Origin of the sequence: Bradyrhizobium sp. WSM471 (assembly GCF_000244915.1) — a bacterium.
In the GTDB taxonomy this organism is placed as follows: domain Bacteria; phylum Pseudomonadota; class Alphaproteobacteria; order Rhizobiales; family Xanthobacteraceae; genus Bradyrhizobium.
In genome coordinates, this window is record NZ_CM001442.1 from 7,177,227 (window position 1) to 7,191,099 (window position 13,873).

Genomic DNA, 13,873 nt, shown 5'->3' on the forward strand with positions numbered 1-13,873 from the left:
TGTGCCAGAATGAGGTTGTCAGAAACTCATTCACAGGAGCCGTCCGTGAGCCAGATTATCCGCATTGGGATGGATACGTCGAAGTATATCTTTCAACTGCATGGGGTGGATGCCTCGGAGCAGGTCGTGCTGCGCAAACGGCTTGGCCGCAAGGGGATGCTGGAGTTCTTTGCCAAGCTGCCGCCGACGGTGGTGGTGATCGAGGCGTGTGGGGCGGCTCACGTCCTGGCGCGAGAGCTAGGTAAGCTGGGACACACAGCCAAGCTGATCGCTCCGCAGCTGGTGAAACCCTACGTGGCGCGCAACAAGAACGATGGGCGCGATGCAGAGGGGCTGTGCGAGGCGGCGAGCCGGCCGCGGATGCGCTATGTGCCGGTGAAAACCGCCGAGCAACAGGCCGCGCTGATGCTGCTGGGCATCCGCGAACAACTGGTCGTGCGACGCACTCAACTTTCCAACATGATCCGCGGCTATGCGGCGGAGTTCGGTCTGATCGAGGCCAAGGGGCTGGACAAGCTGGTCTCGTTCCTGGCCGCAATCGAGCACGATGAAAGGGTGCCGACGCTGGCCCGCGAACTGTTTGCGACGCTTGCCCGCCAATATGATCAGGTGCAGGTCGAGCTGAAGGCAGTGGAGGCGAAGCTTCTCGCCTGGCACCGTGCCAATGCCTTGAGCCGTCGTTTGGCTCAGATCCCGGGGATCGGTCCGGTCACCGCCGCAGCACTGGTGATGAAGGCACCCGATCCTCACGCCTTCCGCTCGGGACGGCTGTTTGCCGCCTGGCTCGGCCTGACCCCCAAAGGACCATTCCACCGCGGGAAAGACCAGGCTCGGCAAGATAACCCGTGCAGGCGATGAGACCTTGCGTCAGCTGCTGGTGCTTGGGGCAACTTCGGTGGTCAAGATCGCCAAATCGAAAGCTCGTGGGCCGAGCTGGCTGATCGAGCTTTTGAAGCGCAAAACACCGAAGCTGGCGGCGGTGGCGCTGGCCAACAAGATGGCCCGCATCGCCTGGAAGCTGATGACGACGGGAGAGCAATACGATCGCGCGCGGCTAGGGGCGCAAAACGAGGCCCAAACGGCCGCTGCCGTGTGATCGAAAGATTCGGCCGACCGGCGGGTTAGCCCCACCGGCCGAACCGGAGCTGCAAGAGCAGAGGAGATGGTGCGATCGATCGTTCGAGATGCGAGCAAATCCGTAGGACCCATTGGCCGAATAAGGTCGCATGGGTGATTGGAACTCGTGTCGCGAAAACCATCTTGGCCAGCGGTCCGACAAAGCCGCATCAACAGGCCGGACATATGGATGCAAGCGATCCGATCAAACCTCACTAAGCTCTTGTGCCACGGGGGCCGTCCTGGCTTTCGCCAGGACGACACCTGAGGTTTGGCTACATTAGCCAGGAGCCTAAGGTCAGGCCTCCCTAATTCTGCAGCCTCACACCGACCATCACCACCGTCCCCTGCGAGCTTGAGCCCGGCTGGTTCGAATCCAGGATGTCGTGGCGGAGCGTGCCCTTGATCCAGATGTTGCGGTTGAGCTTGTAGATCAGATTGCCTTCAAGCGAGTAGGTCTTGTCGTTGCGGTTCTGGCCCTGATAGTCGTAGGTGCCGTAGGTGAATTTGCCGACGGCCGTGAGCCAGCGGCGGAAGTCGTGATCGACTTCGATCCCGTAGGTGTGCACCAGCACGCCGGAGGAGCCGGGGACGGTGGTCTCGGCGATCTGCGTGTCGGTGGCGAATTTCACAGTGGTGAGGCCGCTTGCACTCCAGATCAGCGAGCCCGAGGTGAGGAAGCCCGCGAGCTGGCTCAGGCGCGGGTCGACATAGTTGCGCGCGGAATAGCCGACCGAGACCTCGCCGATGAGAATGCGCGAGAACTCGAAGGACGTGCCGACCTTGGCGTAGCCGCCGTTCGAATCGCGGAAATAGCCGTTGCGGTCGGCGGCCCGGTCGTGGACGCGGGTGTCGCCCTGGATCTCGACGAACGGCTTCAGGCCCGGCTTCAACTCGTAGGAGAAGCGCCCCACGCCGCCATACTGGTTGAAGTCGCGATCGTCGTTGCTGAAGATCGATCCGTCGGTCAGCTTTGAGTTGGTGTAGGCAGTGCGGTCCACGGTGGCCCCGGCCGCGACCTGGAAGCGGTTGAAGGTCTGGTCGAAGCCGACTGTCGTGCCATAGGCGGCGTAAACAGGATATTTTTGCAGGCCGGCCTGCACGTTCGGGCTGCCGGGATTGTCGGTGGCGAGCCGCAGGCGCAGCTGCGTGGTCAGCTTGAGATCGCGATTGACGTCGATGCGGCCGTCGATGTGGCCGTTGAAGTCGGGGCGGTCGACCTCGACCGGCGAGGGCGAGGCAAAGCCGTCGATCGTCGCGGGCATGTTGTTGGTGTAGCCCGAGAACGAGCCGCGCAGATCCGCGACCAGCGCGTGGCGCTCCCAATCGGACGCCACGAGGAGATCGGGCGCGACCACATAAACCGGCGAGCCGACCGGCTTGTTTAGGCGCGCCGGGTTGGTGTCGTAGCCGGTGGAGAGCTCGAGCCCGCCCTTGATCAGGAAGCTGCCAGCATAATCGCCGACCGCGCCGAACGCATCGTCGTCGAGCTTGAGGCGGCGGCGCAGCGGCTGGCCGGGCACGTTGCCGGCCATCGCCGGCGGCACCGGTGTCTTGTGCGCAGTCTCGGACGGCGGCGGCGCGATGCGCGGCGGGCCGAGCGTTCGCTCAGGCGTCGCAGGCGGTACCGGCGAGCCGGGACCGGCAGGGCGCTTCGGCTTCGGCTGACCCGGATAGAGCTTCGGCTGCTGCCGCTTGCGGTTGAGCGAATCGTAGCCGGAGCTGCTCGCGCCGTTGGCGGCAGGCAGGCCATAGGTCGGGACCTGGCCGGTCGGGTTCTGGTTGGTCGGGTTTTGGCCGGGGCGCGCCGGCGTCTGCTGGCGCTTGCGCAAATCGGCGTTGGGATCGGGCAGCGCCGGCAGCGCATCCGACGGCGCCTGCGGCACGCCCGCGGTGCGGCGCGTCGGCAGCGTGTCGGGCGAGGCGAAGCCACCGCGGTTGGGACTGAACAGGTCGGGGGTGAGGCTCTGGGCGGCCACGGGGGCGCTTCCGAGGACCGTCAGCGCAAGGCACGGCAAAGCCGCGCGCAGGAAATGCGCGCGTTTGCTCCGGCTCGTGCCTGGAGACGACCCCACGATGGAAGAACTCCAACGAAATCAAACACTTTCGCGATCGTCCCCACCGATCGGCGGGAACCATCGTTAATGGAGTTAAAACAATTATGGTTAACGACCGGTTGAGGGTCGGGGCGCCCTCGTCGCCTCGAAGGCCGTGGCGTGCTAAGCAGGCGCCAACGGGCGAACGCCCCTCCTCCCTGGACCAGAACATGCCGAGTTCGAAACCGCTGATGACCCAATCATCCGGCCCCATTCCCGACAGCGTCGAATCCGCACTCCGCACGCTGGAAACGGAGAGTGGCGGTATCAACGCGCTCGCCGCCGCCCTGCGCGGCTCGCTTGGCGCCAGCTTCGCCCAGGCGGTCGATCTGATCCGCAACGCGAAGGGCCGCGTCATCGTCACAGGGCTCGGCAAGTCGGGCCATATGGGTCGCAAGATCGCGGCAACGCTGGCCTCCACCGGCACGCCCGCCTTCTTCGTCCACACCGCCGAAGCCGCCCATGGCGACCTCGGCATGATCACCACCGACGACGTCATCATGGCGCTGTCCTGGTCCGGCGAGCAGCCGGAGATGAAGACTCTCGTGAACTATTCCGCGCGGTTCGCGATCCCGATGATCGCGGTGACGTCGAACGCGGCGTCCTCGCTGGGACAAGCGGCCGACATCGTCCTCGAGCTGCCGAAGGCGCGCGAGGCCTGCCCGCACAATTTGGCGCCGACCACCTCGACCCTGATGCAGGCCGCGATCGGCGATGCGCTCGCGATCGCGCTGCTCGAAGGCCGCGGCTTCACCGCGCTGGAGTTCGCGCACTTCCACCCCGGCGGCAAGCTCGGCGCAATGCTGAAATTCGTCCGCGACTACATGCGCACCGGCGCGGAGATCCCCCTCAAGCCGCTCGGCACCAAGATGTCGGACGCGGTGATGGAGATGTCGGCCAAGGGCCTCGGCTGCGTCTGCATCGTCAACGATGCGGCCGAGGCTGTCGGCATCATCACCGACGGCGATTTGCGCCGCCACATGCGGCCGGACCTGCTGACGGCGTCGGTCGACGACATCATGACCAGGCAGCCGAAGACCGTGCCGCCCTCGATGCTCGCCACCGAGATGATCGAGGTGCTGAACACCCGCAAGATCACGACGCTGGTCGTGACCGAGGCGGACAAGGTGGTGGGCATCGTGCACCTGCACGATCTGCTGCGGGCGGGCGTGGCTTAAGACACGCTCTCTCCGCTCGTCATTGCGAGCGCAGCGAAGCAATCCAGACTGTCACCGCGGAGACAGCCTGGATTGCTTCGTCGCAAGAGCTCCTCGCAATGACGTGTGGCTAGAGCTGCGGAAATCTTGCCGCCGTGTCCTCCAGCGGCAGCCGCAGCCCATTCGCCAGATACGAGACCGTGCGGTAGAAGCCGCACAGCAGCATGATCTCCAGGATCTGCGCCTCGTCATAATGCGCCGACAGCGCGGCGAACTCGGCGTCGTCAAGCGTCGCGCGGTGATGCAGCGCCTCGACGGCGGCGATCAGCGCCTGCTCGGCCGGGGACCAGCACGACGACGCCGCATCGCCCAGCACGGTCGCGCGCACCTCCTCCTCGGTGAATTTCGCCGGCGCGGCGAAGACCGCGACGTGCACACCCCATTCATATTCACATTGGTTCAGCGCGCAGGTGCGGTCGATGACGATCTCGCGCTGGCGCAGCGACAGCGGTCCGGGATCGAGCAGGCCGCCGGCGCGAAACTTGTCCCAGGCGCGGGTATGGCCCGCCATCACCCGGAACAGCAGCAGCGGCGGCGCACCGCGCATGATGCGGTCGAACTGCGCCTGGATTTCCGGGGGATAAGGCGGGGTGAGCGGGGCAATGCGCGATGTGGCTTGGGACATTGGCCGCCTCTCTTGCTACATTTCTTGTAGCATCACGCTACACTATGTGTAGCGGCGCGCAAGAGGGGGACGATGGCGAAACAGACCAGTTCGAGATCGCGCGGCGTCCGAGGCTCGCGCACCGGGCGACCGATCATGGCGCTGCTCGACATCCTGGGGCGCCGCTGGAGCCTGCGGATCCTCTGGGAGCTGCGCGATGCCCCCCTCACCTCGCGCACATTGCGAACGGCCTGCAACGAGGCCTCGCCCACAGTGCTGCAGGCGCGGCTGGACGATTTGCGCGAGGCCGGGTTCGTGGAGCTCGGCGAAGCCGGCGGTTACGGACTGACGGCGCTCGGGCGGGAATTGTGCGAGACGTTCATGCCGCTGCACCGGTTTGCGGAGAGGTGGAAGAAGAGCTGAGACGCCGGTCATCTCCCTCTCCCCGTTCTTACGGGGAGAGGGTTGAGGTGAGGGGCTGCCTCCGCAAATTCAGTGACAGCTGCCTTCGCCGAGACTCCCCCTCACCCGGATTGCATCTTCGATGCAATCCGACCTCTCCCCGCAAGCGGGGCGAGGTAAGATAAGACTACGTCGCCGCCACCGTCAGATTCGCACCGTCCACTTGCACCACCTTCACACGCGTGCCCGCCGGCGTATCGGGACCTGCGACGCGCCAGACGGTGTCGCCGATGCGCATGGTGCCGTTGCCGTCGACGATCGGCTTCTCCAGCGTGAACTCGCGGCCGAGCAGCGCATCCGCACGCTTGTTGAGGAAGGGGCTGGCGGCAATTGCATCCGGCTTCGGCCGGGCGAGGCGGCGCCATACCGGCACGGCGGCGGCGGCGAAGATCGCGAACATCACGAGCTGAATCTGCCAGGATGTCGCGACTCCGAACGAGATCAGCCCGACCAGCAGCGCGGCGAGTCCGAGCCAGAACAGGAACACGCCCGGCGCCAGCACCTCCAACGCCATCAGGATGAAGCCGAAGATCAGCCAGTTCCAGGTGCCGAGCGATACGAACATGTCGGTCATGACACGACCTCTTTGAAATGACGCATGCCCTTGTCGGAAAACCGGTGTCCACTTTTCCGGGGCATGCGCTTTACCCCTGCCGCGGAGGCACCGCCGGCGGCGTGCTCCCAGTCGTCGGCACCGAACCGCGACGAGCGGCGGCAGCCGCGGATGCAGCACTCTCGCCGAACGTGGCTTTCGCGATCTCGCCGATGCCGGCAAGCGAGCCGAGCATGCTGGTGGCCTCGATCGGCAGCATGATGATCTTCTGGTTCGGCGAGTCCGCGAACTGCCCGAACGCCTTGATATATTTGTCGGCGATGAAATAGTTCAGCGCCGCGACGTCGCCCTTGGCAATGGCTTCACTGACCATCTGCGTCGCCTTGGCCTCGGCTTCCGCCGACCGCTCGCGTGCTTCGGCGTCGCGGAAGGCGGCCTCGCGGCGACCTTCCGCCTGGAGGATCTGGCCCTGCTTGGCACCCTCGGCGCGCAGGATCTCGGACTGGCGTGCACCTTCAGCTTGAAGGATGTCGGCGCGTTTGACGCGCTCGGCCTTCATCTGTCGGCCCATCGCTTCGACGAGGTCTGCCGGCGGCACGATGTCCTTGATCTCGATACGATTGACCTTGAGGCCCCAGGGTGAGACGGCGGCATCGACCACACGCAGCAGCCGCTCGTTGATTTCGTCCCGGTGCGACAACACCTGGTCGAGATCCATCGAGCCCATCACCGAACGGATGTTGGTCATGGTCAGCACGGTGACGGCCTGGGTCAGGTTGGAGACCTCGTAGCTCGCCTTGGCGGCGTCGAACACCTGAAAGAAGGCGACGCCGTCGACCGTCACGGTGGCGTTGTCCTTGGTGATCACCTCCTGCTCGGGAATGTCGATCACCTGCTCCATCATGTTGATCTTGCGCCCGACGCGATCGAAATAGGGCACGATCAGATTGAGCCCCGGGCTCAGCGTCTGGGTGTATTTGCCGAACCGCTCGATGGTCCAGTCATAGCCCTGCGGCACCGTTTTTACGCCGGCCACCAACGTGACGATGACGAGCAAAACCAGCACAATCGCGAAAATGTCGAAACCGCTCATATTTCCTCCAAGGCGGGAAAGATTGTCGGGAAAAGGCCCTTTTCCGCGCTGTCATTGGTCGGGATCACGACCCCAGGGGTTCAGTAAAGCGTTCAGTAAAGGATTCAGTGTTCAGCGGTCGTGGATGATTTCGGCATCGGCAGGATTCTACACAAGACGCCGGGAGAGGGAATGGTCGCGATTATGTATTTGCGAGGCGCTCTTGAAAGCGTGCTGGCGCAGACCTAGCGACGAAATTAACGAATCCGGCCATGCCGGCGGTCGCAGCCAAATCCTACTCGATGACTTCGTTCGCGGTTGCGAGCAGGCTTGGCGAAAGCGTGACGCCGAGCGCCCTGGCCGTCTTCAAGTTGATCGCCAGCTCGAACGTGGTTGGATTTTGGACCGGCAGGTCGGCCGCCCGCGCCCCCTTCAGGATGCGATCGATATAGGAGGCGGCGCGGCGGAGCTGCTCGGCGCTGTCGGTGCTGTAGGACATCAAGCCACCCTCGTCGACGAAGGTGCGGCTCCAGAACACCGCCGGCACGCGCGCTTCATTGATGGCCGCCAGCAGAAGCGCACGGTTGGACATGGTGAAGAAGTCCGGCAGCACCAGCAGGCCGCCATCCTTCCGCGAAGCCAGGGCGACGATCGAGGCCGTGTCATGGACCGGCGTGGACTCCACCGTCACATCGAGCGCGCGCCCAGCGTCCTCGATCGTACCCAGCATCAGGGGCGCGAACGGCGCGGTGGCGGGATTGTAGACCACGAACACACGGGACGGTTTTGGCGTGACCTGCGTCAGCATCTCCAGCCATTTGCCAGCCAGCGGGCCGTCGTAATCGGTGAAGCCGGTAACATTGCCGCCGGGATGGGCGAGATTCTGGACAAAGCCCTGGCTGACGGGATCGGTGACGACGGCGAAAACGATCGGGATCGTCGCCGTGCGCCGGCGCAGCTCCTCGACCGAGGGCGTGCCGACCGCAAGCAGGATGTCGGGCTTGAGCGCCACGAGTTCGTCGGCGAATTGCGCGATCCGTGCGCGGTCGCCGCCGCCGTTGCGCCAATCAATCTTGAGGTTGTCGCGCTCCTTCCAGCCATGGCCGGCAAGCGCCTGGACCAGGACTGCGCTACGCGTCTGCCCGATCGCATCGTCGGCCGCAGTGACCGAGAGCACGCCGAGCCGGCGCGTCGCATTCGTTTGCGCCAGCACCGAGGCCGGCAGCGCCGCGGTCACCCCAAGAAGCGCCAGAACCTCGCGGCGGTTCATGGGGCGCTCCTCGGATCCAGGCTCACTAGATCCAGCCCTGGAGCTCGCGTAGCACCAGCGTTCGGATCACGTTCATGCCTGGGTCGCTGTCGTTGAGGCAGGGGATCGCGGAAAACTGCTCGCCGCCATTGTGCTCGAAGATCTCGGCATTCTCCTGCGCGATCTCCTCCAGCGTCTCGAGGCAGTCGGCGGAAAAACCCGGCGTGATCACCGCGATACGGCGCACGCCCTCTTTCGCCAGACGCTCCATGGTCTTGTCGGTGTAGGGCTGCAGCCACTCGTCGAATCCGAAGCGCGACTGAAAGGTCAGCAGCAGCTTTGTCGCGTCCATCCCGAGCCGGCGGCGCAGCGCCTCGGTGGTCGCGACGCATTGGCCCTGATAGGGATCGCCCTTGTCGACATAGGCCTTCGGCATGCCGTGGAAGGAGGCGACGATCAGCTCCGGCTTGAACGGCAGGCTCGCCAGATGCGTCTCGATCGAGGTGGCGAGCGCCTCGATATAGGCTTCGTCCTCGTAATAAGGCGGCGTCACCCGCAGCGTCGGCTGCGCGCGCAGCTGGGCAAGCACGCGAAACACCTCGTCGCAGACGGTGGCCGATGTCGCAGCGGAATATTGCGGATAGAGAGGCACGGCTAGGATGCGATCGCAGCCCTTCGCAATCAGTGCATCGATGCCCGACTTGATCGAAGGATTACCGTAGCGCATCGCCCACTCTACCATGATCTGGTCGCGGTCCGACAGCATGGCTCCGAGCTTGTCGCTCTGCGAGCGCGTGATGGTCTTGAGCGGCGACTCGTTCTTCTCGGTGTTCCAGATCTTGAGATAGTCGCGCGCCTTGGCGCGGGGGCGGGTGCGCAGGATGATGCCGTTCAGCACCACCTTCCAGATCAAGCCCTGATCCTCGATGACACGGGCGTCCGAGAGGAACTCCTTCAGATAGACCCGCACGCCGCGCGCGTCGGCGGTATCGGGCGTGCCGAGATTGACCAGGAGTACGCCGACCCCCGAGGGGGCCGGCTGCGTCGCCGGCATCGCGGTCTGGCTGGGGGCGATTGTCATCATGATCCGTTGCGTCGCGCGTTGTTCCGAACTTGTCAAGATTGGGCCGGTTTCGCTAGGGTCAGTGCACAGGGGGAGAACCATGACGCTGGCGGAATGGTGCGTTTTCGGGGCGCTGTTGCTCTATCTCTTAACGATCGTCTCGATCAAATGGATCAGATTTCGTGGCTTCGACAATTCGCGGCCGCGCGATCCAGCGTTCTTCGAGGACGCCATCGCGCAGCGCGCGCTCGGCGCGCACCAGAACGGCATCGAGACCTTTCCGTTCTTCGCCTTCGCGGTGTTGCTGGCCGAATACAGGGAGTCGCCGCAGCGCCTGATCGACGAGCTCGCGGCGCTGTTCCTGATCGTACGGATCGCCTATGTGCTGACCTATCTCGGCAACCGCCCGACGCTGCGCTCCATTCTCTGGAGTATCGGCTTTGCAATCAATCTCGGGATCTTCTTCATGCCGGCCTTGAAGCAGTTCTTGCCGGTGTGAGCTTGAGATCGTAGCCCGGATGGAGCGAAGCGTAATCCGGGATTCCTCCACGGCGGCACTGTCCCGGATTGCGCTTCGCTCCATCCGGGCTACAACACCTGCCGCTCAAAAACACGTCGTCCGTTCGGCCGCGATGTAACCCAACAACAGGCCTGCACCGAACAGCAGCACGAGGCCGGCGGCGGCGAATTCGATGCCGCGCATGAACAGTGCGCCGTTGCCGTCGCGTCCGGCGCTCAGGCGGGCGGCGATGTCCTTGGCGGAGACGGCGACCACGGCAATGGCTGCGACCGTGATCGCGGTGCCGAGCCCCATCAGCAAGGTCGAGGCGATGCCGGCCCAGAACAGGCCTTGGGCCAGCGCGAACACCAGCACCAGGATCGCGCCTGAACAGGGGCGAATGCCGACGGTCAGGATCGCGGCAAAGCCGCGTCCCCAGCCTCCGGGGCCGGCGAGCTCGCTGGGCGTGGGCCCGTGGGAATGGCCGCAATGCTCGTCATGGACGTGGTCATCTTCGTGGTGATGATGGGCATGATCGTGACCATGATGATCGTGCGCATCGTGGTGGTGGTCACCGTGATCATGATGGTCATGCGGCACGCCCGCGATCGCCGGCACCGGCTGAACCGCCTGCAGCGCACGGATGAAGGTGCCGCCCTTGACCCAGACCAGCCGCAGGCCGAACAGTGCGATGAGCGCGTAGCTTGCGATCTCGATCGCGCCTTCCGCCTTGCACATGGTCTTGGCGGTCGCATTCAGCACCCAGGCCGAGATACCGACGATCAGGATCGCCACCAGCGACTGCATCAGCGCGGAGGCAAACGACAGCACGATGCCGCGCCGCGCGGTCTCGCGATTGGCGACGAGATAGGAGGCGATCACCGCCTTGCCGTGACCGGGGCCGGCCGCGTGGAAGATGCCATAGGCGAACGAGATGAAGAGCAGCGTCCACACCGCCGAGCCGTCGGACTTGGCGGCGCGGATCGTCGCCGACATCTGGCGATAGAATTCCGACTGTTTTGCCAAGAGCCAGCCGATGAGGCCACTGGCCTCAGGCTGAGCGGCTTGTGGCGAACGCGGCGCGCCGAACGGATTTTGCGCGAGGAGATCGTGGAGCGCCGCGTCGGCCACGGCCACGACGAGAAGAACGCCGGCGCAGACGGCGAGCCCGCGCCCGAGAGGCGTGAGTTGCGGCTTCAAGGGCAATCCACCGTGATCTTGTTGGCGAACATCATGCCGAAATTGGTATTCTCGCCGTTCATGAAAGTCTGCTCGTTGAGCTTCTGGGCACTCGCGGTGCCGTCGCTCGGCCGGTCAAGTTTCATCTGGCAGCCGGCGGGCGCGCCAACCAGCTTGACCGGATTGTCCTTGGCCATCTGGAAGTCGATGAAGAAGGAGCGGTCGAACACTTCGAGCACCAATTGCCTGGGCTTGACCGGGTTCTTCAGCGGCAGCGTGAAGTGCAGGGTCAGCACGGTATCCTTGTAGTCGAGGAAGTAGTCGACCGGCTCCTGGAATCGCTCCTTCTTGCCGTCGGCCCGCGCGAAGGTGAAGTAGGCGTATTCCTTCAGCGACTCGACGTTGGTCTGCGCCAGCGGCCCCAGCTCCTCGCGAGTATAGGCACCCTTGGTCTTGCTCTCGAGCCCCTGCACTGCATAGGCCGAGAACATGTCGTCGAAAGTCCAGGCGTGGCGCACGCCGGTGATGGTGCCGTCGGGGGCGTAGAGCAGCTCGCTGGTCGCGGTGATCCAGACATGCGGATGCGCCCGCGCCTCGCCTGCCGCGAGCGACAGGGCGACGGCGAGCAGCAGCCCCAGCAGGGTCCGCATGCCCATCAGGCAGCCTTCGGGGCGTCGAGCAGGCCGCGACGGCGCAAGAGCGCGTCCGGCTCCGGCGGCCGGCCGCGGAAGGCCTCATAGGCGGCTTCCGGATCGACCGATCCGCCGCTCGAGTAGATGTCGTCGTGCAGGCGCTTTGCGACGGCGGGATCGAAGATGTCGCCGGCTTCCTCAAATGCACCGAAGGCGTCGGCGTCCATCACCTCCGACCACATGTAGCTGTAATAGCCGGCCGCATAATGATCGCCGGTGAAGATGTGACCGAATTGCGTCGGACGGTGACGCAGCGAGATCTCCTCGGGCATGCCGATCTTTTCCAGCTCGCGTCTCTCGAAGGCGCGGACATCCTGCGCGGCGGAAGCCGGTTGAGTGTGGAATTCGAGATCGATCAGCGCCGAAGAGACGAACTCGACGGTGGCAAAACCCTGGTTGAATTTTCGGGCGGCCATGAACCTTTGCAGCAGATCGTCCGGCAGCGGCTCGCTCGTCTGGTAATGGCGGGCGAACTGCTGCAGCACCTCGGGCCGCTCCTGCCAGTGCTCATAGAGCTGCGAAGGCAATTCGACGAAGTCGGTGAACACGGAGGTGCCCGACAACGACGGATAGGTCACGTTTGAGAGCATCCCGTGCAGGCCGTGGCCGAACTCGTGGAACAGGGTGCGGGCGTCGTCGGGCGACAGCAACGAGGGTTCCCCATCCGCGCCCTTGGAGAAGTTGCAGATGTTGAGGATCAGCGGCGCGACCTCGCCGTCGAGCTTCTGCTGGTCGCGCAGCGAGGTCATCCAGGCGCCGGAGCGCTTCGATGGCCGGGCGAAGTAGTCGCCATAGAACAGCGCCTTGTGCTTGCCGTCCCGCCCCTTCATCTCCCAGACCCGGACGTCCGGATGCCAGACCGGCACATCCTTGCGCTCCTCGAAGGTGACGCCGAACAGGCGCGTGGCGCAGTCGAAGGCGGCCGCGATCATGTGATCAAGCGCGAGATAGGGCTTGATCGCGGCGTCGTCGAAATTGGCGCGCTGAAGGCGCAGCTTTTCGGCGTAGAAGCGCCAGTCCCAGGGGGCGAGCTTGAAATTGCCGCCCTCCTCCGTGATCAGCGCCTGCATGTCGTCGCGGTCGGCGAGCGCCCGCGCCCGCGCCGGCTTCCAGACCCGCTCCAGAAGGCCGCGCACCGCTTCCGGCGTCTTGGCCATGGAATCCTCGAGCCGGTAGGCCGCGAAGGTCGGGTAACCCAGGAGATTGGCGCTTTCCTCGCGCAGCTTCAGGACCTCGACGATGGTCGCGTTGTTGTCGTTGGCATTGCCGTTGTCGCCCCGCGCGGTGAAGGCCTTGTAGACCTTCTCGCGCAGGTCACGCCGGGCCGAGCTCTTCAGGAACTGTTCGACCGAGGAGCGCGACAGGGTGACGATGGCCTTGCCGGCCATGCCGCGTTCTTCTGCCGCAGCCTTGGCGCTGGCGACAAAACTCTCCGGCAGGCCCTGGCGGTCGGCTTCGCCGAGCTCCATGAACCATTCCTGCTCGTCGCCGAGCAGATGATGACTGAAGCTGGTGCCGAGCTGGGCTAATCTCTCGTTGATCTCCGCCATCCGCGTCTTGGCCTCTTCGGAGAGGCCGGCACCGGAGCGGTGGAAGCGGGTGTAGGTGCGCTCGAGCAAGCGGAGCTGTTCCGGTGTCAGACCGAGATTGGCGCGGTTCTCGTGCAGCTGGGCGATGCGGCCAAACAGCACGGCGTTCATCATGATCGGATTCCAGTGCCGCGCCATCCGCAAGGAAACCTCCTTGTCGATCTCCAGAATGGCCGGGTTGGAATGCGCCGAGACGAGGTCGTAGAAGACCGACGCGACCTTGCTGAGCAGCTTGCCCGAGCGCTCCAGCGCCGTGATGGTGTTGGCGAAGTCGGCCGCGGTCGGGTCGTTGGTGATCGCTGCGATCTCGGCGGAGTGGTCGGCGAAGGCCTGCTCGAAGGCCGGGAGGAAGTGCTCCGGCTTGATCTCGTCGAAGGGCGGGGTCGCAAACGGCGTCACCCAGGCCTTCAGCAGCGGGTTGGTCTCGGAGTCCGTAGTTTGGCGGGGTTCTGACATTACAAGTCCCGATTTGTGGCTCGATT

General features: G+C 64.7%; 12 protein-coding genes and 1 pseudogene. 4 read left to right on the forward strand and 9 right to left on the reverse strand.

Annotated features, from left to right (window positions below; genetic code table 11):
• Positions 1-45: 45 nt before the first annotated feature.
• A pseudogene (locus BRA471DRAFT_RS32690) lies at positions 46-1,096 on the forward strand (IS110 family transposase).
• Between the two features lie 328 nt (positions 1,097-1,424).
• Here the strand turns inward: BRA471DRAFT_RS32690 and BRA471DRAFT_RS32695 are convergent.
• The gene (locus BRA471DRAFT_RS32695; protein ID WP_007615146.1) at positions 1,425-3,191 is read right to left on the reverse strand and encodes an outer membrane beta-barrel protein; all 1,767 of its coding nucleotides are present in this window, start codon (positions 3,189-3,191) and stop codon (positions 1,425-1,427) included.
• Positions 3,192-3,382: 191 nt separating this feature from the next.
• Between BRA471DRAFT_RS32695 and BRA471DRAFT_RS32700 the strand changes: the two genes are divergently transcribed.
• Positions 3,383-4,390 carry an SIS domain-containing protein gene (locus BRA471DRAFT_RS32700; RefSeq protein ID WP_007615148.1) on the forward strand — a complete coding sequence of 336 codons (1,008 nt, stop codon included), beginning with the start codon at positions 3,383-3,385 and terminating at the stop codon, positions 4,388-4,390.
• Positions 4,391-4,499: 109 nt separating this feature from the next.
• Here the strand turns inward: BRA471DRAFT_RS32700 and BRA471DRAFT_RS32705 are convergent, their stop codons facing one another.
• Positions 4,500-5,054, reverse strand: coding sequence for a carboxymuconolactone decarboxylase family protein (locus BRA471DRAFT_RS32705; protein ID WP_007615150.1), 555 nt, complete (start codon positions 5,052-5,054; stop codon positions 4,500-4,502).
• 72 nt (positions 5,055-5,126) lie between these two features.
• Here BRA471DRAFT_RS32705 and BRA471DRAFT_RS32710 point away from each other — a divergent pair, with 72 nt between their 5' ends.
• Positions 5,127-5,456, forward strand: a complete 330-nt coding sequence (locus BRA471DRAFT_RS32710; RefSeq protein WP_007615152.1) for a helix-turn-helix domain-containing protein — start codon at positions 5,127-5,129, stop codon at positions 5,454-5,456.
• Between the two features lie 166 nt (positions 5,457-5,622).
• On the opposite strand, the gene BRA471DRAFT_RS32715 is transcribed toward BRA471DRAFT_RS32710, so the two are convergent.
• The 4 genes from BRA471DRAFT_RS32715 to hemH all read right to left on the reverse strand — a co-directional run bounded on the left by BRA471DRAFT_RS32715 (position 5,623) and on the right by hemH (position 9,453).
• Entirely contained in the window at positions 5,623-6,069 is a 447-nt protein-coding gene (locus BRA471DRAFT_RS32715) for an NfeD family protein (RefSeq protein ID WP_007615154.1), read from the reverse strand.
• Positions 6,070-6,139: 70 nt separating this feature from the next.
• A complete protein-coding gene (locus tag BRA471DRAFT_RS32720; protein ID WP_007615156.1) occupies positions 6,140-7,141 on the reverse strand; it encodes an SPFH domain-containing protein in 1,002 nt (333 codons plus the stop codon).
• A 274-nt stretch (positions 7,142-7,415) separates the two neighbouring features.
• Positions 7,416-8,390 carry an ABC transporter substrate-binding protein gene (locus BRA471DRAFT_RS32725; RefSeq protein ID WP_007615159.1) on the reverse strand — a complete coding sequence of 325 codons (975 nt, stop codon included), beginning with the start codon at positions 8,388-8,390 and terminating at the stop codon, positions 7,416-7,418.
• Positions 8,391-8,415: 25 nt separating this feature from the next.
• Entirely contained in the window at positions 8,416-9,453 is a 1,038-nt protein-coding gene (gene hemH, locus BRA471DRAFT_RS32730; protein ID WP_035974481.1) for a ferrochelatase, read from the reverse strand.
• A gap of 79 nt (positions 9,454-9,532) precedes the next feature.
• Between hemH and BRA471DRAFT_RS32735 the strand changes: the two genes are divergently transcribed.
• Positions 9,533-9,931 carry an MAPEG family protein gene (locus BRA471DRAFT_RS32735; protein ID WP_007615161.1) on the forward strand — a complete coding sequence of 133 codons (399 nt, stop codon included), beginning with the start codon at positions 9,533-9,535 and terminating at the stop codon, positions 9,929-9,931.
• Between the two features lie 105 nt (positions 9,932-10,036).
• Here the strand turns inward: BRA471DRAFT_RS32735 and BRA471DRAFT_RS32740 are convergent, their stop codons facing one another.
• The 3 genes from BRA471DRAFT_RS32740 to BRA471DRAFT_RS32750 are packed head-to-tail and all read right to left on the reverse strand — an operon-like array spanning position 10,037 to position 13,847.
• Positions 10,037-11,131 carry a nickel/cobalt transporter gene (locus BRA471DRAFT_RS32740; protein ID WP_007615162.1) on the reverse strand — a complete coding sequence of 365 codons (1,095 nt, stop codon included), beginning with the start codon at positions 11,129-11,131 and terminating at the stop codon, positions 10,037-10,039.
• The gene (locus tag BRA471DRAFT_RS32745; RefSeq protein WP_007615163.1) at positions 11,128-11,766 is read right to left on the reverse strand and encodes a DUF1007 family protein; all 639 of its coding nucleotides are present in this window, start codon (positions 11,764-11,766) and stop codon (positions 11,128-11,130) included. The genes BRA471DRAFT_RS32740 and BRA471DRAFT_RS32745 overlap by 4 nt, the downstream gene beginning before the upstream one ends.
• Positions 11,766-13,847: a M3 family metallopeptidase gene (locus tag BRA471DRAFT_RS32750; protein ID WP_007615164.1), complete on the reverse strand. Its 2,082-nt coding sequence runs from the start codon at positions 13,845-13,847 to the stop codon at positions 11,766-11,768. The genes BRA471DRAFT_RS32745 and BRA471DRAFT_RS32750 overlap by 1 nt, the downstream gene beginning before the upstream one ends.
• Between the last annotated feature and the right edge of the window lie 26 nt (positions 13,848-13,873).